A 24,172-nucleotide genomic window follows, 5' to 3' on the forward strand; every position below is an offset into this window, starting at 1 on the left:
AGCCGGACGCGGGATAGGCTACGTCCATGGCATTGATAGCCCCCCGCGTTACGGCCGGCCTGCCCGCAGGCGAGGCCGGCAGCCTTGCGCGCGCCCTGGAGGACAGCAACGACATCACCGTCTTCGTTGACGGCACCGTCCACCGGCTGCCCGCGCAGGCACGGGACGCCGTCGTGGATCTCCTGGCACGGCTGGGCCGCGGCGAAACGGTGACTGTGAGCAGCGTGGAGGAAATGCTGACCACCTCCCAGGCCGCGGAACTGGCGGGGATCTCGCACACGTACCTGCGCAACATGACCGACCGCGGCGAGATCCCGGTGGAGTACCGCGGCTCGCACCGCAGGATCCGGCAGGCCGACATCCTTGCATGGCTGGAGCACCAGAAGCTTGAGGACCGGAAGCGCAAGCAGGACAAGGCCGCCGCCGGCCGCGCCGGCGAGGCGGAGTAGTGCGGTTTCCCCGTGGCCTGCGCCGGAAAGACGCCGGGCTGCGCTCTACGGAGGTGGCCGCCAATGGTTTGACGGGGAGGTTGTTCTGGGCTGACGGTACGCCCGCACCCGGACAGGACGCTGCAGGCAACCCGGCCGGACCGGCCTATGTCCTCATTCACGGCATCGGCGTCTCCCACCGCTACCTTCGCCGTTTGCACGGCGAACTGGCCGGCGCCCCCACCTACTCCTTTGACCTGCCGGGTTTCGCCGGCACCCCCCGGCCCGGCAGGCAGCTCTCCGCGGCGGACTACGGCGCGTTCATCGCCCAGGCACTGAAGGCAAGCGGCATCGACTCCTACATCCTCGTCGGACACTCGATGGGCGTGCAGTTCACCATCGAGGCCGCGCTCTACGCACCCGAACGGGCACGCCGGCTGGTCCTGATGGGACCCGTAGTGGATTCCCGGCACCGGAGCGTCCTGCGGCAGGGAGTGGCCCTCTTCCTGGACGCGCTGCTCCGGGAAAGTGCCTCGTCCAACTGGATTGTGGTCACCGACTACTTCCGCTGCGGGCCGCGCTGGTATCTCACTGAAGTGCCGGTGATGATGGGTTACCCCACGGAGCGGCGGCTGGCCGGCATCAATGTGCCCGTCCTGGTCCTGCGCGGCAGCCATGACCAGGTGGCCGGGCCGGAGTGGTGCATCCGGCTCGCCCAGGCCGTGCCGCAGGGAAGTTTCGTGGAAATACCGCAGGCAGGCCACGTGGTCCAACATGTGCGCCCGCGGCAGGTTGCGGAGGCCATCCGGTCCTTCGTCGGGGCGCCCTCCCGCTAACCGGGATTCCCTGGCGTCAGATCCTGGGCCTTGCCGCCCAGCGCCGCATCTTGAGCGCGGCATGCAGTTCCAGCCGCGGCAAGCCCTTCAGCGGGTCCACCCCCAGCAGTTGACGGATCCGCCCCAGCCGGTTGTAGATGCTGCTGCGGTGCAAGTGGAGCCGGGTTGCCACGTCCTGGACGGAGCCGTCATTGTCATACAGCAGCTCCAGGACGGGGATGAGCTCGCCGTTGCGGTCGTGGTCCTCAAGCATCCGGAAGTACACGGACCCGGAGTCCGCCCACGCACCCACTCCCCCGCCGGCCGACGCGAGCAGCTGGTAGACGCCGGTGGCGCGGCAGTCCACGAGTTCGCCCAGCTGCGGGTCGACGGCGGCCGCCTGGGCTGCCAGCCGGGACTGCCGGTAGGCCTCTGCGAGCTGGCGCGTCCTGGCGAACCCCTCGCTGATGCCCAGGATGATCCGGTGGACCGGCCGGCCGGAGCGCTTGGCCAGCTCCAGCTGGTAGTGCACCAGCACCTGGGCGTGGTTGGCCCTGCCCGTCGATTCGCGGAACAGCACCACCGAATGGGTTTCGGTGCCGGCACTGAAGAGGGCCGCATCCACACCCACCGTTGCCTGCAGCGCCGTAGAACGGTGGATCAGGGCCGATGCGATGGGATCCGGCCCGCTGGCCCAGCCGTCCGCGTCGAGGATGGTGACCATCTGCCAGGGGCCGCGGCCCTGGACTTCCTTCCAGCCCGCCACCGCCGCCACCGCGTTGGGTTCACCGGCGCAGGCTGCCAGGAACTCGCGCTCCCGGCCCCGCCGGAATTCTGATTCCGCCGTGTTCGAGTCGAGCAGGAGCCCCGAAAGCAGCTCGAGCTCATGGTTGACGCCGGGCAACTGGGTGAGGATCGCCGTCGGGCTTTCCTCTGCCGAGTCCTGCTGCACCCACAGATAGCCGACGCGGAAGCCCCGGACCATCAGCGGGACGCAGACCCGGCCAAGCATGCCCAGGTCCGGATTGCCCGGAATGACCACCGGCCGGACGGCGGTGGCGATCCCGTGGGAGAGCTGCCAGGCGCTGACATCCGCCGGGACCTTCTTGCTCAACAGGAAATTCACCCGGACTCGGTCTGCGTGGGACTGGTTGGAGCTGTAGGCAAGCAGCAGGCCGTCCAGGTCCTCCAGGGATAGGCCGCGGCCAAGCTTCTGTGCCACCTGTTCGACGAGTTGCTCCACACCCTGCTGCTGCATGGGCTCACACTACTGCCTGCGCAGCCGGACCCACGAACCAACACGAGGCGACACCTGACGCTTCAGGAGTCGACAGTTGTCGAGCCTGGCGCGGCAAAAACCCCGGAATCACGCGCCTGCCCCGGCGGGCTTCACACCCGCCCATGTCGCCTGGCTCACAGGCGGATTTATCGTTGAAACACGAAAATCCTTCCACTTTCCCGGCCCGCCGGGACCACACCTTGGAGCAGACGATGATCATCGGCGTCCCCAAAGAGATCAAGAACAACGAATTCCGCGTAGCGATCACCGCTGCCGGCGTCCACGAGTTCCGCACCCACGGCCACACCGTCCTGGTGGAGCGCGGGGCCGGCCTGGGCTCGGGCATCACCGACGAGGAATACGCGATCGCGGGCGCCGAGATCGTCAACGAGGCGGACGACGTCTGGTCCCGCGCCGACATGGTCATGAAGGTCAAGGAACCGGTGAAGGCCGAGTACCACCGCTTCCGCAAGGGCCTGATCCTCTTCACCTACCTGCACCTCGCGGCAGAGCCGGAACTGACGCAGGAACTCATCAACTCCGGCGTCACCGCGATCGCCTACGAGACCGTGCAGGAAGGCCGCACGCTGCCGCTGCTGGCCCCGATGTCCGAGGTGGCCGGACGCCTGTCCGTCCAGGTGGGCGCCACCTCGCTGATGGCACCCGCCGGCGGCAAGGGCGTGCTGCTGGGCGGCGTCCCGGGCGTCCGCCCCGCCAAGGTGGTTGTCCTGGGCGCCGGCGTGGCCGGAACCAACGCCGCCGCCATGGCCCTGGGCCTGGGCGCCGACGTGACCATCCTGGACATCAACATCAACCGGCTCCGCGAACTCGACGCCCAGTACCAGGGCCGGCTGAAGACGGTCGCCTCCAACAAGTACGAGATCGAAAAGTCAGTGGTGGACGCCGACCTCGTGATTGGTTCGGTGCTGATCCCCGGCGCCAAGGCTCCCAAGCTGGTCACCAACGACCTCGTGGCCCGGATGAAGCCCGGTTCTGTCCTGGTGGACATCGCCGTGGACCAGGGCGGCTGCTTCGAGGACACGCACCCCACCACGCACCAGGAACCCACCTACAAGGTGCACAACACCATCTTCTACTGCGTGGCCAACATGCCCGGCGCCGTGCCCAACACCTCCACGTACGCACTGACCAACGTCACCCTGCGCTACGCCGTGTCCCTGGCCAACCTGGGCGTCAAGGCCGCGTTCGACCGCGACCCCGCACTGGCCGCCGGCCTCAACATCGCCGCCGGCCACGTGGCACACCACTCGGTGTCCGAGGCGCACAACCTGCCGCTCGTAGCCGACTGGCACGAGCTCGTTTCGGCCTAGGCCCTGTTGCCGTCGGAACGGCAGTCATCCAACGCGTGCTGCTCCTTCGTCGCTTTGACGCACGCTTTCTGGATGGCTGCCGTTCCGACGTTAAGGCACTTATGAGGCCATTTCACGTGCCTTTTCAATGATTCTTAGGACCTCGACAGCGTCTTCCGGGTCTACGGGAGCCGGCAACGGCGAGCTGACGCCGCCGTCGAGGATCTTGTCCGCCAGGATCCGGTAGAACTCCGGGTAGTTCCCCCGTTCCGTGGGGAGTCGGTCCAGGTGGCCGTCACGGCCCAGCAGCCCCGCCCACTCGGGCGATTCCTGCCCGTACGCGGCGTCCAGGGGGCTGCCGCCGGCGGCAAGGTAGGGCTCCTGGGGGTCCACGCCGTTTTTCGTGTACCCGCCCACCGAACCAAGCACCCGGAAGCGCGGCTCCTGCTGCGCGCACAGCATGTTCATGGCCAAGTGGCTGGTAACGCCCGATTCGTGCCGCAGGACCAGGAAGACGTCATCGTCCCCGCGCTCATCGGACCGGCGCGCCGACAGCTCGGCGTGGGCCACCGTGGCGGGACCGAACAACTGCAGCGCCTGGTCCACCAGGTGGCTGCCAAGGTCGAACAGTGCCCCTCCCCCGTCCGCGGCCGTGGCCCGTGCTTTCCACGGCTTGGCGATGGTGGGCTGCCAGCGCTCGAACCGGGACTCGAAGCGTGTCACCTCACCCAGGGACCGGGCAGCCAGCAGTTTCCGCAGGGTCAGGAAATCACCGTCCCACCGCCGGTTGTGGAACACCGTCAATACCCTGCCCCGCTGCCGGGCCACCTCAACCAGGTCCTGCCCCTGCGCGCGGGTCACCGTGAACGGTTTGTCCACCACCACGTCCAGTCCAGCCTCCAGGGCCGCCTTGGCCAGCGGATAGTGCGTGTCCGGCGGCGTCGCCAATACCACCAGGTCAAGGTCAGCTGCCCGCCCAAGGACAGCGGCGCCGTCGCGCACCACGTCCGCCCCCGGCAGCCGGGATGCGGCAGCCGCCTGCCGCCCGGCGTCGGACGTGGCAATGAGGTCCAGCGAATAGTTGCCGTTGGCTGCCAGCAACGGGCCGTGGAACACGCTCCCTGCCAGCCCGTAGCCGACGACGGCGGTGCGGATGGTGCGGGGGTCGCCTTCAGCTCCAGTCATGGAAGCTACGCTACCGCGGAGCGCGCAGCGTTAAACGGGCCGGCACCCCTGGTGAACCAGGGGTGCCGGCTTTTTGGTTGGACCGCGGTGGGTTACTTCTTTTCCCAGCCGATGGTGGTCCAGTCCGGGACCTGCGAGGTGCTCTGGAAGAGCGACGGGCCGTAGTTGGCCAGGCCGGTGCGGACGAAGGAGATCTGCGGGCCGTTGAAGACCACGCCCATGGAGTAGTACTTCGCCATGTGCTCCTTCTCCACGTCCATGGCAGCCTTGTTGCGCGCTGCGTTGTCCTCGATGGAGGCGAGGTCGGCGATCTTCTTGTCCAGGTCGGCGTCGCCCAGCTTGTTCTCGTTGACCTTGGAGTCGTAGTACTGCTTGACGGCGTCGGTGGCATCCGGGCCCACGGTGTAGCCGGAGATGCTCAGGTCGAACTCGCGGCTGCCCAGGACCTTGCCGAAGTCGGCGGAGGCGCGCTGGTCGATGCCCACATCCATGCCGCCGGCCTGGAGCTGCTTCTGCAGGGTCTGGGCCACGGCCAGTGTGGTGGGATCGTCACCGAAGTTGCTGATCTTGAAGGAGGCGGGCTTGCCGTCCTTCTCCATGACGCCACTGGCGTTGGCGGTGTAGCCGGCGTCGGTGAGGACCTTCTTGGCGGCGTCGGGGCCGGTTTCCTTGACCGGGTAGTTGTCCTGGTAGTACTCGGAGAACGGCAGCAGCATCATGGAACCGGAGCTGGGCTCTTCCCAGTTCAGGCCGTTGAAGCGGACCTTGCGGAGTGCTTCGCGGTCCACGGCGGCGAAGATGGCCTTGCGGACGTTGACGTCGGTGATGCGCTGGGCGTTGAGGTTCAGGCCACCGGCAAAGAGGCGCTGGCCGCGGCGGATGTCTGAATCCTTGGTGCCGTCCAGCTGCTTGTACAGCGAGATGGTGTTGGCGGACATGGCATCGATCTCACCGTTCTTGAACGCGGCGATCTGTGCGCTGGTCTCCAGCTGGCGGAAGGTCACGTTGGCCAGGACCGGCTTCTGGCCCCACCACTTGTCGTTCGGAACCAGGGTCACGGTCTTGGCCGCGGTGTCGTACTGGTCCAGCTTGAACGGCCCCGCCATCCACTCCGGGTGCATGTTGCCGTTGAAGCCTTCATTGAAGATCTCCGGGGTGTTCACGGCGGGGTGGATCAGGCCGAAGAACAGCGAATCGACCGGGAAAACCGGGCGGGACGTCTTGACGATGACTTCCTTGTCGCTGCTGCCGGCCTCAACGGAATCCACGAATTCGTAGGCTCCGGAGCTGACAATGTCGTAGCCGGCGTCCGCGCTCTTGAGGATATTCCAGGTGTTCTTGAAGGCCTTGACGTCAATCGGGGTGCCGTCGTTGTACGTGGCCTTGGGGTTGACCTCGATGGTGATGGTCTGCTTGCCGTCCTTCACCTCGCTCTTCACCGACTCGCAGAAATCGGGGTTCGCGGTGACCTTGCCCTTGAAGTCCACCTTCCAGCAGCCACCAATGCCGCCGCTGTTCATGGCGACCGGGTTCATGGGAATCTGCAGGGCAGAGTTGTCAGCGCTGTTTCCGTTGTTGGAGAAGCCGTTGAAGTCCGGGCCGATATTGCCCAGCGGCAGGGTGACCTTGCCGCCCTGCTGGAGGTCGGCTGCCGGCTTCTCGTTGATGCTGATCAGCTTGGACAGGTCGCTGCCTGCCTCCTGCCCCTTGGCTGTTTCGGGGCCGCTGGCACCGCCACCTCCGCAGGCCGTCAGCGTCAGGGCGGCAGCAATGGCTGCTGCCCCGCCGATCCTGTTCAGTTTCCTCATGGTTTTCCCTTCGATTGGTGCGAGTGGTGGTGCGGGTGGGTCGAAAAAATCCTAGGGTGCAAGGTGGTCCGCCGGTTCATGGACCACCAGCATGTCCTCATCAATTTCCCCGTCCGGATAGAAGCAGGCGAACTGCTGGTCCGGCACGGGCACGGGAGCCTGTTGCAGGACCTGCACGGCCGCCGAGGGTGCCGCGGCTTCCAGGAGCGGTTCGAGGGTGAGGCATTTTTCCTGCTTCGCGGGCGGCAGCGCGGCGAAGACCGGGCAGCGGGTGGCGAAGTTGCAGCCTTTGGGGGCTTGCAGCGGGGAGGGCAGGTCGCCTTGGAGGATGATGCGTTCGCGGGTCCGTTCCAGGTGCGGATCGGGTACCGGGATGGCGGACAGGAGGGCACGGGTGTAGGGGTGGCGGGGGTTGTCGAACACCCGGTCCACAGCCCCGATCTCTACGATCTTCCCGAGGTACATCACGGCCACGCGGTTGGAAATGTGGCGCACTACCGACAGGTCGTGGGCCACCAGCAGGTAGCTCAGGCCCAGTTCGGCGCGGAGCTGGTCCAGGAGGTTGATGACGCCGGCCTGGACCGATACGTCCAATGCGGAGACGGGTTCATCCAGGACCACCAGCTTGGGATTCACGGCCAGGGCCCGGGCGATCCCGATCCGCTGCCGCTGGCCACCGGAGAACTGGTTGGGGAACCGGTTGACGTGGTCCGGCTGCAGGCCCACGAGCTTCATCAGCTCCATGATCCGCTTCTTGATGGCCGCCCGGTCCATGCCCGCGTTCTGCAGTGGTTCGGCCAGGACCTCGTAGACCGTGAAGCGCGGGTCCAGGGCACCTGTGGGGTCCTGGAAGACCATCTGCAGTTCGCGGCGCATCTTGCCCTTGGTCTTGGCATCGGCCGCCTGCTTGTTGCTCAGGCCGCCGATCACCACCTCGCCATCCTGGTCCGGGTGGAATTCCATGATTTCCAGGAGGGTGGTGGTCTTTCCCGAGCCGGACTCGCCCACGATGGAGAAGCATTCGCCCTCGCGGATGTCGAAGCTCAGGCCGTCCACCGCCTTGACGGTGCCAATCCTGCGCTTGATCAGGGCGCCCCTGGTCAGCGGGAAGTGCTTGCGGACGTCCGTGAGTTGCAGGACGGTGGCCCGTTCAGCACGCGGGATGGCGTCAAAACGGGAGACCGGTACCGGCGGGGCGGCGAAGACATCGTGCACGTCCACCGTCCCGCCCAGGGAGTCGGACTTGATGCAGGCGGCGCGGTGCAGTCCGTCGTCGGCCACGGGTGCCAGGGCGGGTTCGCCGTCCAGGCAGGCGTCCGACGCCAGCGGGCAGCGGGGCGCGAACGAGCAGCCGGTGGGGGCCTGCAGGAGGTTCGGCGGCATCCCCTCGATGGGCACGAGCGAGGATTTCTCGGCCACGTCCACGCGCGGAACGGCGCCGAGCAGGCCCATGGTGTAGGGCATCCGCGGGTTGTAGTAGATGTGGTCCACGGCCCCGGTTTCCACCGGCTTGCCCGCGTACATGACCATGATGTCGTCGGCCATTCCGGCCACCACGCCCAGGTCGTGGGTGATCATGACGACGGCGGCGCCGGTCTCCTCCTGCGCCTTGTGCAGCACCTCGAGGACCTGGGCCTGGATGGTTACGTCCAGTGCCGTCGTCGGCTCGTCCGCGATCAGGACGCGCGGGTTGTTGGCGATCGCGATCGCGATCATGACGCGCTGGCGCATGCCGCCGGAGAATTCGTGCGGAAAGGCCTTCAGCCGGTCCTTGGGGCTGGGGATTCCCACCATGGCCAGGAGTTCGACGGCGCGGGCTTCCTTGGCCTTCTTGCTCATCGTGGGGTTGTGGATGGTGAGTGCTTCGATGATCTGGGTGCCCACGGTGAACACCGGGGTGAGGGATGACAACGGGTCCTGGAAGACCATCGCGAGCTCGTTGCCGCGGTATTCGCACATGGCCTTGTCGCTCAGCCCGAGCAACTCCCGGCCCTTGAGCCGGACAGATCCGGTGACCTCGGCCGTCGGCGCGAGCAAGCCCATGATGGCCAGGGACGTGACCGATTTGCCGGAGCCCGATTCCCCCACGATTCCCAGGGTGCGGCCGGGCAGCAGGTCGAAATCGATACCGCGGACGGCATGCACAACACCGTTTTCGGTATTGAACCGCACGTTCAGGTCCCGGACTGACAGGACGGCGTCCCCGGGGGCGTGCAGCCCTGCCACGTGCAGGCGCTCCACGGTCGACTGCGACGGGTCCGTGGCTCCGGTGGTGGTTTCACTGCTCATGGCGTCTTCTTCTCCGCACGGATAGTCCGGGCTTTGGCTTTTTTGGCTTTGCCGCTGGAAGTGGAGCTGGGGTCAAAGGCGTCGCGCAGGCCGTCGTTCATCATGGCCAGGGAGCCGGTCAGCAGGAACATCACGGTCAACGGAACCCAGAACATCCACGGGAAGGTTGAGACCTGGGAGGTGGCCTGGCCGATCAGCACGCCCAGGCTCACGTCGGGGACTTTGATGCCGATGCCGATGAAGGAGAAGGCGACCTCGGCCAGGATGGCTGCGGTGACGCCGCGGGTGATGTCCAGGATCAGCAGCGAGCCGATGTTGGGCACCAGGTGCCGCCAAACGATCCGGCGCGGCGGGACGCCCATGTACTGGGCCGCCTTGACGAAGTCGCGCTGCATGAGGGACATGGACATGGACCGGATCAGCCTGGCGGTTCCCATCCAGCTGAACACGAGCAAGACGATGATCAGCAGCAGCCAGGACGGCAGGTCGCGTTTCAGTCCCGCCCCGCCCCCGCTGGTGGCAACGGCCACCACCAGGAGCGCCGGCATCATGATCAGTGCTTCCAGGATGAACAGCATGACTTTGTCCACCTTGCCCCCGAAGTAGGCCATGCTGCAGCCGTAGACTGCGGCAATCAGCACCGACACCAGGCCCACCACCAGGCCGATCAGGATGGAGATCCTGGTTCCTTCGACTGTCATGGCGTAGAGATCGATCCCCGCCTGCGAGGTGCCAAGGTAGTGCTCGCCGGAGGGCGGCATCCCGATGTTGAAGGGGTCGATGGTTTCCTTGTCCCACTGGGTGAAGAAGCCCCCGATGAACGAGAAGACGGTCAGGGCTACGAAGATGGCCAAGCCCGTCACGGCAGTCTTATTGCGCAGGAACCGGCGGATGATGATGGTGGACTTGCCAATGACGACGTCCGCGCTTTCCAGGTGCGCGTCCTGCGCCACGGCTGCCGGGTCAACGGCGTTCAGGTTGGTCATGGCTACTGCACCCGCACTCTCGGGTCGACAAGCGTGGTGGCGAAGTCCGCCAGGATGGCGCCCAAGGCGAAGATCACTGATCCGTAAGCGAGCGTGGCGGTGGCGGCATTGACGTCCTGCAGCGAGATGGCGTCAATGCTCCAGGACCCCACGCCGGGCCACGCGAAGATCTTCTCGGCGAAGAAACCGCCGGCGAAGATGGCCGGGATGGTGAAGGCGATGCTCTGGGCCACCGGAATGAAGGAAACCCGCAGCGCGTGCCGCGCGATCGCCTGGTTCCGGCTCAGGCCCTTGGCCCGGGCGGTGCGGACAAAATCGGCGTTGACGTTGTCCAGCAGGTACTGCCGCTGGGCGATCTGGTAGGCGCCCCAGCCCACGAGGGTGATGGCCACCGTGGGCACCACGTAGTGCGCCATCAGGTCGGCGAACTGGGGCCAGCCGGGTGCAACACCCGGGGTTGAGATGCCCGTGACGAAGAAGATCCGGTCACCGACGGATTCGTTGATGTTGATGGCACCCAGCTGAACCAGGAAGTAGGCGATGGGTGCGGGCACGATGTAGGCGAGGTAGCTGTAGGACGTGATGACCCGGTCCTGGAATTTGTACTGCCGCGCCGCCGAGTACACGCCCAGGGCGACGCCAATAACCAGGGTCAGGATGATCGAGGCCAGGAAAAGGCGGGTTGAAATCCAGACGCGGTCCCCGAACTCGGCGTTGATGTACGCGCCGTTGGGGCTCCGGCCCCAGTCCCACCGGGTGATGATGCCGGTGAGCCAGTCAACGTAGCGCTCCCACGGGCTGAGGTCCGGGTCCAGGCCCTTGAGCCGCATGGAGTTGGCGACCTGTTCGGGGGTGGGCCGGGGGATGCGTTCCTGCTCGAGGAGTGCCGGCTTGAGTGAACTGACAGCCAGGAAGTAGCCGGCGGACGTGGTGAGGAAGATCATCACCACGTAGGTAATGCCGCGCTTGGCGAGGTATTTGAGCATGGGGCGCTATTTCTTCCGCGGCGCCGCCGTGCGGTGAATCGAAAAACACTCCGGTGTCCGCTGGTATGCCATGCCACCCACATCAACCATCACTGCTGGATCCTTCCGTCTTCCCCGGGCGAGCACGGGTTGTGCCGGCCTCCCCGGGACCTGCGGCCAGCGGATAGCTGGCCTCCCGCCGCCTCTAGGGCACGTCCTGGTGGACTATGTTGCGGGTCACATTCCAGAGGAAACTATCACAAGCCATCAGCCGAAAAGCGCAGTAATCCCCCGAAATACCGCGGGCCGTATCAGATCGTTATGAATAGTTCTGTGAAGTTGGCTTGACTGGACGAAAGGGCTTTCCTCCGCGTAATCTACGCCGACCCCGCCACCCGTGTGACAAGTTCGGACCACGATGCGGCCAGGCGCTCGCTCGTGACGCCGTGCTCCCGGATGAGGTGCAGGAGCCGCTCAGGGTCGAGGGTCGCCGTCAGGGAACCGGCCAGCAGCCCCGGCTCCCGGGACTCGACGCCACCGGCGCGCAGCAGCATTTCCACATGCTGGTTCCAGAGGGCCACCGCCGGAACTTCGAACCTGCCCCGGGAGGCGTTTCCAGCAGCCAGGACCAAGTCCCCGTACTCGACCACATAGGCGATCCTTTCGGTACCGAAAGCAATCAGCCGGTCCATAGGCAAGGCGCCCGGCCCCAGGGGCGGCGGCCCAAACAGGAATCGGGCCTGGAACGCGGCCTCGGAGTCGTTCAACAGCGTCAGCATGAGTCCCGCGCGGCTCCCAAAACGCCGGAAGACCGTCCCCTTGCCCACTCCGGCGTGTTCCGCCAGGCGGTCCATGGTGAGCGCCGCGGCGCCCCCCTGTTCGATCAGGTCGCGGGCAGCGAGCAGGAGGCGCTCCCGGTTGCGGGCAGCATCGCTGCGTTCCGCGGCCGTCACCGGCGTCATACCCGGCCGCACTGGGATGGAACTCACAAAGACAGTGTAGCCATGGGGAATATAAACGGACCGCGGTCCGTTTAGTCTGGTGAAGGCTCCCCTGAGCCTGCCCTCTGACCGATCGCGGCCCCCGCCGCGCCCCTAGCCAGGAGTTCCCATGAGCAAGAGCACCGTACTGACCCTCGTCGGCAGCCTTCGCGCCGAGTCAACCAACCAGAAGCTGGCGGAAGCGATCCAACTCAACGCACCGGAGCAGGTGGACGTTGTGATCCACGAGAGCCTGGGCAACATCCCCTTCTACAACGAGGACATCGACGTCGAAGGCGAGGTGCCGGCCGCGGCCGCCGCCCTGCGCGCCGCAGCCGAGGAGGCCGACAGTGTCCTGCTGGTCACGCCGGAATACAACGGCACCGTTCCCGCAACGCTGAAGAACGCCATCGACTGGCTGTCCCGCCCCTTCGGCGCCGGCGCGCTGGCAGGCAAGCCGACCGCCGTCGTCGGGACCGCTTTTGGCCAGTACGGCGGCGTCTGGGCCCAGGACGAAGCACGCAAGGCCGCCGGCATCGCCGGCGCCCGCGTCCTGGAGGACGTCAAGCTTGCCGTGCCGGGCTCCATGGTCCGCTTCGCCGAAGTCCACCCCAAGGACGACGCAGAGATCGTGGAACAGATCAAGGGCATCTTCGACTCCCTCGCCGCCTCCACCCCGGCGGCATAAGACGGCCCGGCATCCTTTTCAGTGCCCGGTACGCATCACGCGTGCCGGGCACCGGCGTCTCCTGGGGTTCCACATCGCGCGCGCGTAAATAAGGAATCAACAGCTGTTGCCTTTCAAGCAACAGCTGGTTGTATTCTGGCTTTGTGACCCACGAAACACTTGACGCGTCCGCCGGCACGCTGCCCGCGGAGGCCATCGATGCGATCGAGCGTGCCGCCACCTCGGCACACCGCCACGAGGAGCTCTTCTCCGAACGGGCTGCCAACATCCGCCAGTCAGCCGTCCGGGATGTCTTCGACATTTCGCTGCGCCCCGGCCTGGTCTCGCTGGCCGGCGGCAGCCCCTACCTGCAGTCGCTCCCGCTGGAACGTCTGGCGGAAACGGCGGCCGCGATCATCGCCAACGACGGGTTGACCGCGCTTCAATACGGGGCGGGCCAGGGCACGGAGGAGCTCCGGGAACAGATCTGCGAGGTCATGGCCGCGGAGGGCATCCTGGACGCGAACCCCCGGAACGTGGTGATTACCGCAGGCTCGCAGTCGGCACAGGACGTGGCCACCAAGCTCTTCTGCAATCCCGGCGACGTCGTCCTGGTGGAGGACCCCACCTACGTCGGGGCGCTCAATACGTTCGAGGCCTACCAGGTCCAGGTTGAAACGGTGGAGATGGACCAGTACGGCCTGGTCCCGGAGCTGCTGGAAGCCCGGATCGCGGCCCTCCAGCTCGCCGGCAAAAGCATCAAGTTCCTGTACACAATTCCCAACTTCAACAACCCCTCCGGCATCACGCTGGCCAAGGAGCGCCGGCAGCAGGTGGTGGATATATGCCGCAGGGCGAATATCCTTGTGCTCGAGGACAACCCCTACGGACTCCTCCGCTTCGAGGGCGAACCGCTGGCACCCCTGCGCGCCGCCAATCCCGACGACGTCATCTATCTGGGCTCGTTCTCCAAGATCTTCGCCCCGGGCCTGCGGATCGGCTGGGCACTGGTCCCTGAACACCTGCAGCGGCGCTACTACCTGGCCGCCGAGTCCGTCACCCTCTGCCCGCCGGCCCTGAACCAGATGCTGGTCTCCGCGTACCTGCGCGAGTACGACTGGAAGGGCCAGATCGAAACCTACCGGGTCCTCTACGCCGAACGGTGCCGGGCCATGCTGGCCGCCCTCGAGGAATACATGCCGGCCGGAACCACCTGGACCAGCCCGCAGGGCGGGTTCTTCGTCTGGGTGACGCTGCCCCAGGGCGTGGACACCTACCCGCTGCTGCACAAGGCGATCGACGCCGGCGTGGTGTTCATCCCCGGAGCCGCCTTCACGCCGTCGGACGAGCCGTCCAACAAGCTGCGGCTCGCCTTCAGCGCTGTCCCCCCGGACGCCATCGCGGAAGGCGTCCGCCGATTGGCGCCGGTGCTTCAGGAAGCGATTGCGGCGCTGTAGCGTAAGGCTCACGAGTGCCGAAAACCGAGCAAGGGAGCATGCATATGGGTGGAATCATCGTTGTAGGGGTCGACGGCAGCGCAACGGCAAAGAAAGCGGCCGAGTCGGCAAAGGACCTGGCCGCGGCGCTGGGCAGCTCGCTGCACGTGGTGTCCGCGTTCGACAGCGACAAGACTGAGGTGTTCGGCAGCGGCAGCGACCGCTGGATCGTGTCCGACGCCGATGCCGCCGAACAGGTTGCCCGCACGGTGGCGGAATCCCTGGGCCGGGATGTCACGGTGACGTACTCGGCCGCACGCGGACGGCCGGCGGACGCCCTCATCAAGGAGGCCCTGCGCGTGGACGCACGCATGATCGTGGTGGGGAACCGGCGGATGCACGGAATCGGCCGGGTACTGGGCAGCGTGGCCAACAGCGTGGCGCACAACGCGCCCTGCGATGTCTACATCGCCAACACCTACGACGCCGACTGAAGCGTAACGGCGGACACTCCCCGTGGTGGCGGACATCGCTGCGGGGGGTGTCCGTTCTCACCGCCGAAACGGCGGCCCGGCACGGTCTGCAACGATAAAATTGGAGAGGCCCCCAAAGGCGTGGACACGTCCATTCACCTCCAGCAAAGGCCTCCCTTGATTACTCTGCAGCGCCGTCAGCTCGTCGGCCACGACATCCTCCTGGCCCGCCACGGGAACCACATCTCCTCAATGCGGGTGGACCGCAGCAACGGCAGGGTGGTGGCACTGCTCGACGACGGCAGCCTGGACAGCGCTCCCAACCTGATCGCCCCCGGACTGCAGCTGCCGCAGACCGTGCGCAGCGTCCTGCGCGAAGACTGGAAACTCCTCAGCGCCTGGGCAGGTGCAGCAGCCCTGTTGGGAGGCCTGATGACGGCCGCAACCGTCTTCCTCGGCACCAGCGCCGACCCGGCCGTCCTTGAAGCCTTCACGGCCTACGCCGCCTACTAGGCCCGCGCGCCGTACTTCCCCGTACCCCGGGACGGGCATTCAGCCCACCAGCCAGCCCCGCAGCAGCCACCAGATCCCGGCCATCACCACCCCGCCAAAGAGTGCACCGGCCACCACCTGGGGCAGCGTATGCGCCCGAAGCACAACGCGCGACCAGCAGACCGCCGGAACCAGCACCAGCAACGGCGCCCAGGCGGCGCCGAGCATCAGCACCGATACGACGGCGGCGCAAGATATGGCAGCGGCATGGCCGCTCATTTTCCAGAACAGGCTGACCGCGGCCAACACCGCCACGCCGCCCACCACCGCCAGGACCATGGCAACCACGCTGTGCGGCGCACCTGCCGCTGCCAGGACCAGCAGTCCGACGGCGATGCATGCCAATGCCATCAGGAGCACGGGCGCGCGCTGCTTGCGGTCGCTTACATGGTGGTCCGTGACCTTGCCCAGCCGGACCAGGACCAGCAGCACCGCCAGCGGCAGCACGCAGACAAACAACGCCGCGAGTGCACCGTAGCCGATGGTTCCCGGAAATCCCGGCTCGGCCAGCGGGCTGATCAACAGCTGGATGCTGACCACCACCGGCGGCTGGAACACCTCCGTGATCCAGGTGGCCGCGCGGTTCTTCGCCCGCAGCGGCACGGTGTTGACGGGCACGGCCTAGTCCAGGAGGAGCGCGGGCTCTTCCAGGATGGCCGCGACGTCGGCCATGAAGCGGGCGGACAAATCACCGTCCACCACACGGTGGTCAAAGGATCCGCCCAGCGTGGTGATCCAGCGCGGAATCACCTCGCCATCCAGGACCCACGGCTTCTGCTTGATGGTGCCGAACGCGACGATGGCCACCTCACCCGGGTTGATGATGGGCGTTCCCGTGTCGATGCCCAGTGCCCCGATGTTGGTGACCGTGAGCGTGCCGCCCTGCATTTCCGCGGGCTGGGTTTTCCCTGCCCGGGCGGTGGTGGCCAGGTTGTTCAGCGCCAGGGCCAGTTCCTTCAGCGACAGGTCCTGGGCGTTCTTGATGTTCGGGACCATCAATCCGCGCGGGGTGGCGGCGGCAATGCCCAGGTTCATGAAGTGCTTGACCTGGATCTCGGCGCTGCCGTCGCCGTTGTCCACCCACGATGCGTTCACGCTGGGGTTGCGGGCGGCGGCCCAGATAACGGCCTTGGCGAGGATGAGGAGCGGGGATACCCTGATGCCCTCAAAATCGCGGGAGGCCTTGAGCCGCTTGACGAATTCCATGGTGCGGCTGGCGTCGACGTCCACGAAGATGCTGACGTGCGGGGCCGCGAAAGCAGACTCCACCATCGCCTTGGCCGTGGCCTTGCGGACACCCTTGACCGGGATACGCTCGATGCGCTGGTCCTGTGGCTTGCCGGCCTTGCCCCAGAAGCCGTCAGCCTTGTCCAGTTCCGCATCGCGCTGCGCCTGGTAGCTGACCAGGTCCTCGCGCGTGACCTCGCCGCGGGAACCGGTGGCCACCACATCCGCGAGGTCGATGCCGAGGTCGCGGGCGATCTTGCGGACCGGCGGCTTGGCCAGGACCCGGTTGACCAGGCCCGTGATGGTGCCGCCAAGGGTGGGGCGGTTGTCCACGGCGGCAGTTTCGCTGCCGGTCACCTCGGCTGGCGTCCGCGGCTGCACCGGCTCAACTTCGGGAGCGTTTACCGTCACCGAGGCGGCGGGTGCGTTCTTGCGGGGGCGCCGCTTGACGGCGTCGGCCTTGGGTCCGGAGCCCACCAAGGGAGCATTGGCCGGGGAGCTCCCGCTGCCGGCCGCCGTCGGTTCTTCTGCCGCGTCCACGGGGAGCTTGCCGTACAGCGGCTGCGCCGGGGGCTCCGGCGCGCGGACATCGGCAGGAGTGGGGTCGCCGGAGACTTCGTCGCTGACGCTGATAATGGCCGTGCCGACGTCAACGGTCACGCCCTCCTCCACCAGCAGCTCGCTGACGGTCCCGGCAAAGGGGGACGGCAGTTCCACGATCGACTTTGCGGTTTCGATCTCGCAGATCACGTCGTTGATGGCGACGGCGTCGCCCGGCTTGACCTTCCAGGAAACGATTTCAGCCTCGGTAAGGCCCTCGCCGACGTCCGGCAGGTTGAACTTGTTAAGGGTCATGGTGTCCTCAGTAGGAGAGGGCGCGGTCCAGCGCCTCCAGGATGCGGTCGATGTCCGGAAGGTAGTCTTCCTCCACCTTGGCAACGGGGTACGGCATGTGGAAACCGCCGACGCGGATTACCGGCGCCTCCAGGGAGTGGAACGCCCGCTCGCTGATCCTGGCGGCGATCTCGCCGCCCACTCCGCCGAACGTGGGAGCCTCGTGCGCGACGATCAGCCGGCCGGTCTTCAGGACGGACGCGGTGACGGTGTCGAAGTCGATCGGGGAGATGGACCGGAGGTCGATGACCTCAAGGCTCCTGCCGTCCTCCTCCGCGGCATTCGCGGCCGCCAGGGCAACGGGCACCAGGGGGCCGTATGCGACCACGGTGGCGTCCGTTCCCTCGCGGAGGACGTGGGCCTTGAAGGGGTCCGCGGAGGGGCCGGGGGCCTGGACGTCAACGTCGCCCTTGAGCCAATAGCGCCGCTTGGGTTCGAAGATGATCACCGGATCCTTGCACTCCACGGCCTGTTGGATCATCCAGTAGGCGTCATGCGGGTTGGACGGGGTGATGATGCGCAGGCCGGCCGTGTGCGCGAACAGCGCCTCGGGAGACTCGGAGTGGTGCTCGATGGAGCCGATGCCGCCGCCGTAGGGGATCCGGATGACGACGGGCACGCTGAGGTTGCCGCTGCTGCGCGAATGGATCTTGGCCAGCTGGGTGGTGATCTGGTTGAAGCCGGGGAAGACGAAGCCGTCGAACTGGATCTCGCACACCGGGCTGTACCCGCGCAGGGCCAGGCCTATCGCGGTGCCGATGATCCCGGACTCGGCCAGCGGCGTGTCCACGACCCGGTCGGGGCCGAATTCGCCGATCAGCCCGTCCGTTACCCGGTAGACACCGCCGAGGGGGCCGATGTCCTCGCCCATCAGGAGCGATTTAGGGTTGGCCGCCAGCGTGGCGCGGAGGCCTTCGTTGATGGCCTTCGCGATGGTCATGGTGGTCATCAGTGGCCTGCCTTTGCTGCCTGCCCGGCGGACTCGTCCTCGCCGGCAAATCCTGCGCTGTATTCCTCGAACCACGCCAGTTCCTCGGCCACCAGCGGGTGGGCCTCGGCATAGACGTTGGCGAAAGCCTGCCGGATGTCCGGGTCCTGAAGGTCGTGGGCGGTGCGCCGGACGTAGGAGGCGAGCTCGTCGCCGTCGGCCCTGACCTTGGCGAAGAAGTCGTCAGCCGCCAGGCCCTCGGCGCGCAGGTACTTCTCCAGCCGCGCCAGCGGATCCTTCGCCCGCCACGCGTCCTCTTCGGCAGACTGGCGGTACTTGGTGGGATCGTCGGCGGTGGTATGCGCTCCCACCCGGTATGTGAAGGCCTCGATCAGGACCGGCCCCTTGCCCTGGCGGGCGTGCTCCAGCGCCCACTCGGTGACCGCGTGCACGGCGATCACGTCGTTGCCGTCCACCCGGATGCCCGGGAAGCCATACCCTTTGGCCCGGTTGGAGAGCGGGACCCGGGTCTGGACGTTGGTGGGCACGGAAATGGCCCAGTGGTTGTTCTGGCAGAAGAACACCACCGGGGCGTTGTAGGAGGAGGCGAACACCATTGATTCGTGGACGTCGCCTTCGGAGCTGGCGCCGTCGCCGAAGTAGGCGATCACGGCGGCGTCCGGCTCCTTGCCTGCGCCATCGGTTGCGGCGGCGAGCTTCTGGTCGCGCTGGATTCCCATCGCATAGCCAACGGCATGGAGGGTCTGTGCGGCCAGGACCAGCGTGTACAGGTGGAAGTTGGTGTCCTTGGGGTTCCAGCCGCCGTTGGAGACTCCGCGGAACTGGCGCAGGAGTTCGGCAAGGTCCACGTTGCGGGTCAGGGCGACGCCGTGCTCACGGTACGTGGGGAAGATGTAGTCCTGCGGCTGGCTGGCACGGCCCGAGCCGATCTGCGCAGCTTCCTGGCCCGTGAGCGGCACCCACAATGCCAGCTGGCCCTGGCGCTGCAGGGCGGTGGCTTCAACGTCGAACCGGCGGATCGCGGCCATGTCGGCGTACAGGCCGCGCAGCGCTTCGGGGGTGAGCTTGTCCGCATACCTGCTGAACACCGGATCGGCGCCGAGCTTCCCATCGGGGCCGAGCAGCTGGACCATGGGGGCGGCGGGCTCGCCCAAGACAGCCTCAGCATCAGCTTCCCGCTGGTCGTCTACCGCTGTTCCGTCGAACTCGGTGGAAGGCAGATGAGTGCCCATACCGTCTCCTTGCTTGCCGCATCCGGATGCAATGCAAATGTCGCTGGGATATATGCCGCACATGGAATACATTCCGCTTGCGGCATATACATTGGCTTACTGATCCTAACTTTATCTTCGGTAGGTAGCGGAAGGGCTACTTGTTAAGTGCTAGGAACTGGCCGGTGCCTTTGTATAGTCGGCACACAACTGGAGGAAACGCGTGTTGGCTTCAGCCTCCCCGATACTTACCCTTACACCTTCGCCGGGAAACGCCCGCACGGAGAGGGCACGCGAGCCTGCCAGCTCCGCAAACGCAGCACTTTCGGCGCCGAGGGCCAGCCATACGAAGTTGCCCTGCGCATCGGGAATATCCCAGCCCAGATCCCGCAGGCCAGCGGTGACACGCTCCCTCTCGTCGACGAGCTTTTGTACCCTTTCCACAACCTGGCCATAGTTCTCGAGTGAAACAATGGCCGCACGCTCCGCAATTTGGGACACCGCAAAGGGCGTTGCTGCGATGCGAAGGTACTGGGTCAGCTGGGGACGGGACACGCTGTAGCCGACCCGGAGTCCTGCCAGGCCATGGGCCTTGGAGAACGTCCGGAGCACGACGACATTGGGGTATTTGCGGTAGAGGTCGATCCCGTCGACGGCGCCTGCCGCCCTGACGAACTCCTGGTAGGCCTCGTCGATCACCACCACCACATCGGCGGGAACGGACCGGATGAAGGCCTCAGTCTCGGCCGCCGTGAGGGCGGGCCCGGTGGGATTGTTGGGCGTGCAGAGGATGATGACCCTGGTGCGGGCTGTGACTGCAGCGGCCATGGCGTCCAGGTCATGCCGGCCGTCCGGCAGCACGGGGATGCGCACACTTTCCGCACCTGCAAGGCCGACGCTGATGGGGTAGGCCTCGAAAGACCGCCACGCATAGATCACCTCGTCGGCCTTGCCGTCCTCATTCTGACCGGCAAAGGCCGCAAGGATCTGGCCCAGGGCCCCCAGGCTTCCCGCGCCGGTCACGATGTCCTCGGCCGGTACGCCAAGGAATTTGGCAAGTGCTGCCCTCAGCTTGCTGCTCAGGGGATCCGGATACCGGTTGAAGTCATCCTGCCGGGCAATGGCCTCCAGCACCGCAGGAATCGGCGGCAGCGGGTTCTCGTTTGATGACAACTTATAGCTGGCCAGTCCGCTGACGGCGGCGGGCGGTTTTCCTGCGGCATAACGGGGCAGTCGGTCCAGCACCGGGCGCGGCGCTATTCCGCCTTCCCTGGTCTCAGATGAGGTCATGGTTCCAGCCTACTTCGCGGCTGCCGGGGGCACCCGGGAGGCAAACCCGGAAATCCACGCCCGCGCTGCAAGCCGGCGCCCCTGACCATGTGGAAGCATGGTGGCATGGGTTCCTTCATCCTTCGCGTCATCGTCAACGCAGCAGCCCTCTGGGTGGCCAGTTGGATACTGCCGGGAATGGACATCTCAAGCACCGCGACGTCCGATGCGGTGGCACGGTCCGGGATATCGCAGGATACCGGCACCATCGGGATTGTCCTGGCCTATCTCTTCATCGGCCTCATCTTCGGGGTGGTCAACGCCTTCGTGCGGCCATTGGTAAGGCTCCTGGCCCTGCCCATCACCATCCTGACGCTTGGCCTGTTCGCCATCGTCATCAACGCCGCCATGCTCTACCTGACCGCATGGATCAGCAGTTACACCCCCGTACACCTCACCATTGATTCCTTCTTCTGGACCGCGGTGCTGGCCGCCATCATCATCTCCCTGGTCTCCATGGTGGCGGGCATCCTGCCGGGCCGCCGGCGCTGATTCCGGCCGTCCGGGACCTTCCCGCCCAAGTAGGAATACGCCCCGAACCAAGTACTCGGCAGGTGCGCGTCCTCTGAACCGCTCTGAAATTGCAGTACCGGCCACCCATGACCCGCGGGACCCGGCCTCCTAGGCTGCTGCCAGTTGGGCCGCCGTGCGGCCCGTTGCTGTCAGTTACTGGAACGGGGGCCATCAGTGAGGGCCATAAGAATCATGGTTGCCGCCTGCCTGCTGTTCGCCTGGCAGGCGGGCCCGGCACAAGGGGCAGTCACAGCAGGGGCCGCCCCTGCCGACGGAGCCGCGCTCGGCAACGACATCTCCTGGCCGCAATGCGGCGGCGACCTTCCCGGACCGCCGGCCTTTGCGATCGTGGGGGTCAACGGCGGGCGTCCGGACACGGTCAATCCCTGCCTGTCCGCCCAATTGGCCTGGGCGGAGCGCACCTCCGATGCCACCGCAGGAACTCCGGCGGCGGTGTACGTGAACACCGCCGCCACCGGGCCGGTGGAACCCTTGTGGTGGCCGGCGGGCAACACGTACCAGGGCAAGGACGTCGGGAACCCCTACGGAGTGTGCGACGGCTCGGCATCGCCGGCCTGCGCCTATGTCCACGGGTACGCCATGGCCCTCAATGACGTGGCGATCCTGAAGGAAGCGGGCGGCGGGGAGCGGCGTACGTGGTGGCTGGACGTTGAAACCGGAAACAGCTGGCTCTGGGACAAGGCCGCCAACGCCGCCGAACTGGAAGGCATGGCGGCGTACCTGCAAAGCGCGGGGGCAGAGGTGGGGATCTACTCCACGGCATATCAATTCGGCGAAATCGTCGGCGCCATCAATCCGGGAAGCAACCTCTCCGGGCTCAAGAGCTGGCTGGCGGGTGCGGAATCCACCTCCACGGCGCGGGAGCTGTGCGGGGAAGTACCCCTCACGCCAGGCGGCATGGTTGCCCTCACGCAGTTCACTGACGGGGACCTCGACTACAACTACCGGTGCCCCGGCGCGGCCCCCGCCCCCGCGGCTCCGCTGCCGGTCCCGCCGCCGGACCCGGCCCCGCTTGATGCCTACGCCGCGATGCACGCCGCCCAGATCGCGTGATTCAGCGGCCGCCGAGGTGTCGCTCCCTGGCGCGGGCATCAGGGGGAACCAGGGATGATGGCGCTTTTGCCCGGGTCAAGGAAAACCGCGTGGCAGTGGCAACCCCGCCTGCTCCCAAGACGCCGCCCAAAGCTGCGGTGGACCTGACAAGTGAGGGATCGCTGCTTGCCGAGACCAGCCGCGCACCTTCCTGGTAGCCGGCCAAGCCGTGGCCCAGCCCGAGGGCGCCCTCGCCCTGCACCTCACGGAGCGGGGTGTCGAGGGAGACGGTAACGCGATTGCGGGTTTCGGGGTTCGCCGCACCGTCCGCGCCCGGAACCCAATCGGCCTGGTGCTCCAGGTGCAGGGCCGAAATCTTTTCGTCAACGCTGATCCCCGCCACCGGCGACCCTGCCGTCAGCACATACCTCACGTCGTATTCCTGCCCAACCCGCGGGTCGGAGGCAAAGTTCATGGCGTGGATGCCACCCTGGCTGTATCCCACCGCCACCACGGGTGCTCCTGGTTCGGCCCCGGCGGCAGCCAGTGCCTGCAGCACGGCAGCGTTGATCTGCTCGGAGTCGTAGAGCATTCCCTCGGCGATGCCGGCCTCATCGAAAGGGTTTGAACCGCCGGCGTACTTTCCGGCGGACTGGGTACCCGGAATCACGACGACGAACGTCTTTTGACCGCCGTTATCGACCTGGATGACCTCGATAAAACCGGCCCCGCGGGCATCGATGAGGCGGATCTGTTCCAGGAGACCGGCCGGTGAGGTATCAAGGTCAACACGCACTGATTCCTCCTGCCGAACAGAGATGGCCCGTGGAACCGCGTTCCCGGCAAAGAGCTTCAGGACCAGGTCCCTGGCATGGGGCGCATTATCGATGCCCTTTTGCATTTCCGGCGCCCCAAGTCCCAGGCCCACAATGATCGATTCCATCGCGGAACGGTCCACCGCGCGGGCTTGGGTCATGAGTTCGAGGGAAGGTCCGGCGTCGCTGGACCAGTTGATACCAATCCGCCGGCCCGCTGCGGCCCAGTGCTCGGCGTCAGCGTAGTCACGCACGCAGGCCCGAACATGGGCGGCAAGTTCCTGCATCCCGCTGCGCACAGTGCGAAGCCGGAAGTGGCCTTCCCGCACAGCCCCCACGTGCGGCGCATCTGACCACGGGGCCTGATGGTCGAGCATGCAGAGGTCGTCCAGGACACGCCCCATCTCCACCTCCGCGTCCAGGAGATCTCCGGCAAGGTCATCAATCCTGCGTGCGCCGCTTGTCAGTTCCTCGAGCTGAACGCTGATGCCGCCGACCCCGCCGCGCACCGTCAGGTCCCCGTCCCTCGAGGAGCGGGACAGCCTGATGCCCTCGGAGCCGGGCGGAAAGTCTGTAGTCATCCCGGCCACCCCGAACCGGTGGGGGGCAGGGGAACCTGCTCGCCCGCACGGCGGCCCACCGCTTGCCTGGCGTCCTCCAGCCACCTGACTGCCGAACGCAACGCGGCAGCCTGCACTGAAAGCGCATCCCGGTAGGCGCGGCCCGCCGGCGACTCCCAGGTGAGCAGCTGGGTGTCGCGGATACCTGCCAAGACCTGTTCCACCCGGCCCTCACAGCCCGCGATCCGGCCTGTCAGTTGCTGGAGCTCGCCGCCGGTGCGCTGCGCACTGCCCCAAATCCCCTCCGTCACATCGTTCCCCATGCCCTCTCCTACCCTGCCTTCCGGGCTCATCACTCCCCGCCCCACCACCTGCCATCCCAACGCTAGGAACACCGGCCGCCGCGCATAAGGGCCGCCGTCGGCTATGTGGACAAGTAACGTGAGCT

23 protein-coding genes are annotated in these 24,172 nt (G+C 66.5%); 9 read left to right on the plus strand and 14 right to left on the minus strand.

Going from position 1 to position 24,172, the window contains the following annotated elements:
- The first annotated feature begins 26 nt into the window (after nt 1-26).
- Together C563_RS0119075 and C563_RS0119080 are read left to right on the plus strand one after the other, a co-directional pair.
- The gene (locus C563_RS0119075; RefSeq protein WP_018763675.1) at nt 27-449 is read left to right on the plus strand and encodes a helix-turn-helix domain-containing protein; all 423 of its coding nucleotides are present in this window, start codon (nt 27-29) and stop codon (nt 447-449) included.
- Nucleotides 449-1,264: an alpha/beta fold hydrolase gene (locus tag C563_RS0119080; protein WP_231369933.1), complete on the plus strand. Its 816-nt coding sequence runs from the start codon at nt 449-451 to the stop codon at nt 1,262-1,264. Before C563_RS0119075 ends, C563_RS0119080 begins: the two co-directional genes overlap by 1 nt.
- Nucleotides 1,265-1,280: 16 nt before the next feature.
- On the opposite strand, the gene C563_RS0119085 is transcribed toward C563_RS0119080, so the two are convergent.
- Nucleotides 1,281-2,501 carry a PucR family transcriptional regulator gene (locus tag C563_RS0119085; protein WP_018763677.1) on the minus strand — a complete coding sequence of 407 codons (1,221 nt, stop codon included), beginning with the start codon at nt 2,499-2,501 and terminating at the stop codon, nt 1,281-1,283.
- A gap of 233 nt (nt 2,502-2,734) precedes the next feature.
- On the opposite strand from C563_RS0119085, the gene ald reads away from it, so the two are divergent.
- Nucleotides 2,735-3,853: an alanine dehydrogenase gene (ald, locus tag C563_RS0119090; protein WP_018763678.1), complete on the plus strand. Its 1,119-nt coding sequence runs from the start codon at nt 2,735-2,737 to the stop codon at nt 3,851-3,853.
- Between the two features lie 99 nt (nt 3,854-3,952).
- Here the strand turns inward: ald and C563_RS0119095 are convergent, their stop codons facing one another.
- From C563_RS0119095 to C563_RS0119120, 6 genes are all read right to left on the minus strand, one after another.
- Nucleotides 3,953-5,017: a Gfo/Idh/MocA family protein gene (locus C563_RS0119095; protein ID WP_018763679.1), complete on the minus strand. Its 1,065-nt coding sequence runs from the start codon at nt 5,015-5,017 to the stop codon at nt 3,953-3,955.
- Between the two features lie 92 nt (nt 5,018-5,109).
- Nucleotides 5,110-6,825, minus strand: a complete 1,716-nt coding sequence (locus C563_RS0119100) for an ABC transporter family substrate-binding protein (RefSeq protein ID WP_018763680.1) — start codon at nt 6,823-6,825, stop codon at nt 5,110-5,112.
- A gap of 51 nt (nt 6,826-6,876) precedes the next feature.
- Nucleotides 6,877-9,114, minus strand: a complete 2,238-nt coding sequence (locus tag C563_RS0119105; protein WP_018763681.1) for an ABC transporter ATP-binding protein — start codon at nt 9,112-9,114, stop codon at nt 6,877-6,879.
- Nucleotides 9,111-10,100 carry an ABC transporter permease gene (locus tag C563_RS0119110; protein ID WP_018763682.1) on the minus strand — a complete coding sequence of 330 codons (990 nt, stop codon included), beginning with the start codon at nt 10,098-10,100 and terminating at the stop codon, nt 9,111-9,113. The genes C563_RS0119105 and C563_RS0119110 overlap by 4 nt, the downstream gene beginning before the upstream one ends.
- 2 nt (nt 10,101-10,102) lie before the next feature.
- Nucleotides 10,103-11,086, minus strand: coding sequence for an ABC transporter permease (locus tag C563_RS0119115; RefSeq protein ID WP_018763683.1), 984 nt, complete (start codon nt 11,084-11,086; stop codon nt 10,103-10,105).
- Nucleotides 11,087-11,442: 356 nt separating this feature from the next.
- Nucleotides 11,443-12,054, minus strand: a complete 612-nt coding sequence (locus C563_RS0119120; RefSeq protein ID WP_026265128.1) for a TetR/AcrR family transcriptional regulator — start codon at nt 12,052-12,054, stop codon at nt 11,443-11,445.
- 121 nt (nt 12,055-12,175) lie between these two features.
- On the opposite strand from C563_RS0119120, the gene C563_RS0119125 reads away from it, so the two are divergent.
- The 4 genes from C563_RS0119125 to C563_RS0119140 all read left to right on the plus strand — a co-directional run bounded on the left by C563_RS0119125 (nt 12,176) and on the right by C563_RS0119140 (nt 15,134).
- Entirely contained in the window at nt 12,176-12,733 is a 558-nt protein-coding gene (locus C563_RS0119125) for an NAD(P)H-dependent oxidoreductase (protein ID WP_018763685.1), read from the plus strand.
- Between the two features lie 143 nt (nt 12,734-12,876).
- Complete coding sequence (locus tag C563_RS0119130; protein WP_026265129.1) at nt 12,877-14,169, plus strand: aminotransferase-like domain-containing protein; 1,293 nt, start codon at nt 12,877-12,879, stop codon at nt 14,167-14,169.
- 44 nt (nt 14,170-14,213) lie between these two features.
- The gene (locus tag C563_RS0119135) at nt 14,214-14,642 is read left to right on the plus strand and encodes a universal stress protein (protein WP_018763687.1); all 429 of its coding nucleotides are present in this window, start codon (nt 14,214-14,216) and stop codon (nt 14,640-14,642) included.
- 156 nt (nt 14,643-14,798) lie between these two features.
- Nucleotides 14,799-15,134, plus strand: coding sequence for a hypothetical protein (locus C563_RS0119140; protein ID WP_018763688.1), 336 nt, complete (start codon nt 14,799-14,801; stop codon nt 15,132-15,134).
- A gap of 39 nt (nt 15,135-15,173) precedes the next feature.
- Here C563_RS0119140 and C563_RS0119145 read toward each other — a convergent pair whose 3' ends face one another.
- The 5 genes from C563_RS0119145 to C563_RS0119165 all read right to left on the minus strand — a co-directional run bounded on the left by C563_RS0119145 (nt 15,174) and on the right by C563_RS0119165 (nt 20,744).
- Entirely contained in the window at nt 15,174-15,791 is a 618-nt protein-coding gene (locus C563_RS0119145) for a phosphatase PAP2 family protein (protein WP_018763689.1), read from the minus strand.
- A gap of 3 nt (nt 15,792-15,794) precedes the next feature.
- Nucleotides 15,795-17,255: a dihydrolipoamide acetyltransferase family protein gene (locus C563_RS0119150; protein WP_018763690.1), complete on the minus strand. Its 1,461-nt coding sequence runs from the start codon at nt 17,253-17,255 to the stop codon at nt 15,795-15,797.
- A 7-nt stretch (nt 17,256-17,262) separates the two neighbouring features.
- Complete coding sequence (locus tag C563_RS0119155) at nt 17,263-18,243, minus strand: alpha-ketoacid dehydrogenase subunit beta (RefSeq protein WP_018763691.1); 981 nt, start codon at nt 18,241-18,243, stop codon at nt 17,263-17,265.
- A complete protein-coding gene (pdhA, locus tag C563_RS0119160) occupies nt 18,243-19,475 on the minus strand; it encodes a pyruvate dehydrogenase (acetyl-transferring) E1 component subunit alpha (protein ID WP_018763692.1) in 1,233 nt (410 codons plus the stop codon). The genes C563_RS0119155 and pdhA overlap by 1 nt, the downstream gene beginning before the upstream one ends.
- 150 nt (nt 19,476-19,625) lie before the next feature.
- Nucleotides 19,626-20,744: a histidinol-phosphate transaminase gene (locus C563_RS0119165; protein WP_018763693.1), complete on the minus strand. Its 1,119-nt coding sequence runs from the start codon at nt 20,742-20,744 to the stop codon at nt 19,626-19,628.
- Nucleotides 20,745-20,849: 105 nt separating this feature from the next.
- Here C563_RS0119165 and C563_RS0119170 point away from each other — a divergent pair, with 105 nt between their 5' ends.
- Complete coding sequence (locus tag C563_RS0119170; protein ID WP_018763694.1) at nt 20,850-21,275, plus strand: phage holin family protein; 426 nt, start codon at nt 20,850-20,852, stop codon at nt 21,273-21,275.
- A 195-nt stretch (nt 21,276-21,470) separates the two neighbouring features.
- Nucleotides 21,471-22,370 (plus strand): hypothetical protein, encoded by a 900-nt coding sequence (locus C563_RS21645; RefSeq protein WP_231369934.1) that lies wholly within the window; start codon nt 21,471-21,473, stop codon nt 22,368-22,370.
- Between the two features lies 1 nt (nt 22,371).
- Here C563_RS21645 and C563_RS0119180 read toward each other — a convergent pair whose 3' ends face one another.
- Nucleotides 22,372-23,745 carry a hypothetical protein gene (locus C563_RS0119180; RefSeq protein ID WP_043424463.1) on the minus strand — a complete coding sequence of 458 codons (1,374 nt, stop codon included), beginning with the start codon at nt 23,743-23,745 and terminating at the stop codon, nt 22,372-22,374.
- Complete coding sequence (locus C563_RS21650; protein ID WP_018763697.1) at nt 23,742-24,047, minus strand: hypothetical protein; 306 nt, start codon at nt 24,045-24,047, stop codon at nt 23,742-23,744. The genes C563_RS0119180 and C563_RS21650 overlap by 4 nt, the downstream gene beginning before the upstream one ends.
- Nucleotides 24,048-24,172: the final 125 nt, after the last annotated feature.

The organism is Arthrobacter sp. 135MFCol5.1 (assembly GCF_000374865.1).
Classification (GTDB): Bacteria; Actinomycetota; Actinomycetes; order Actinomycetales; family Micrococcaceae; genus Arthrobacter.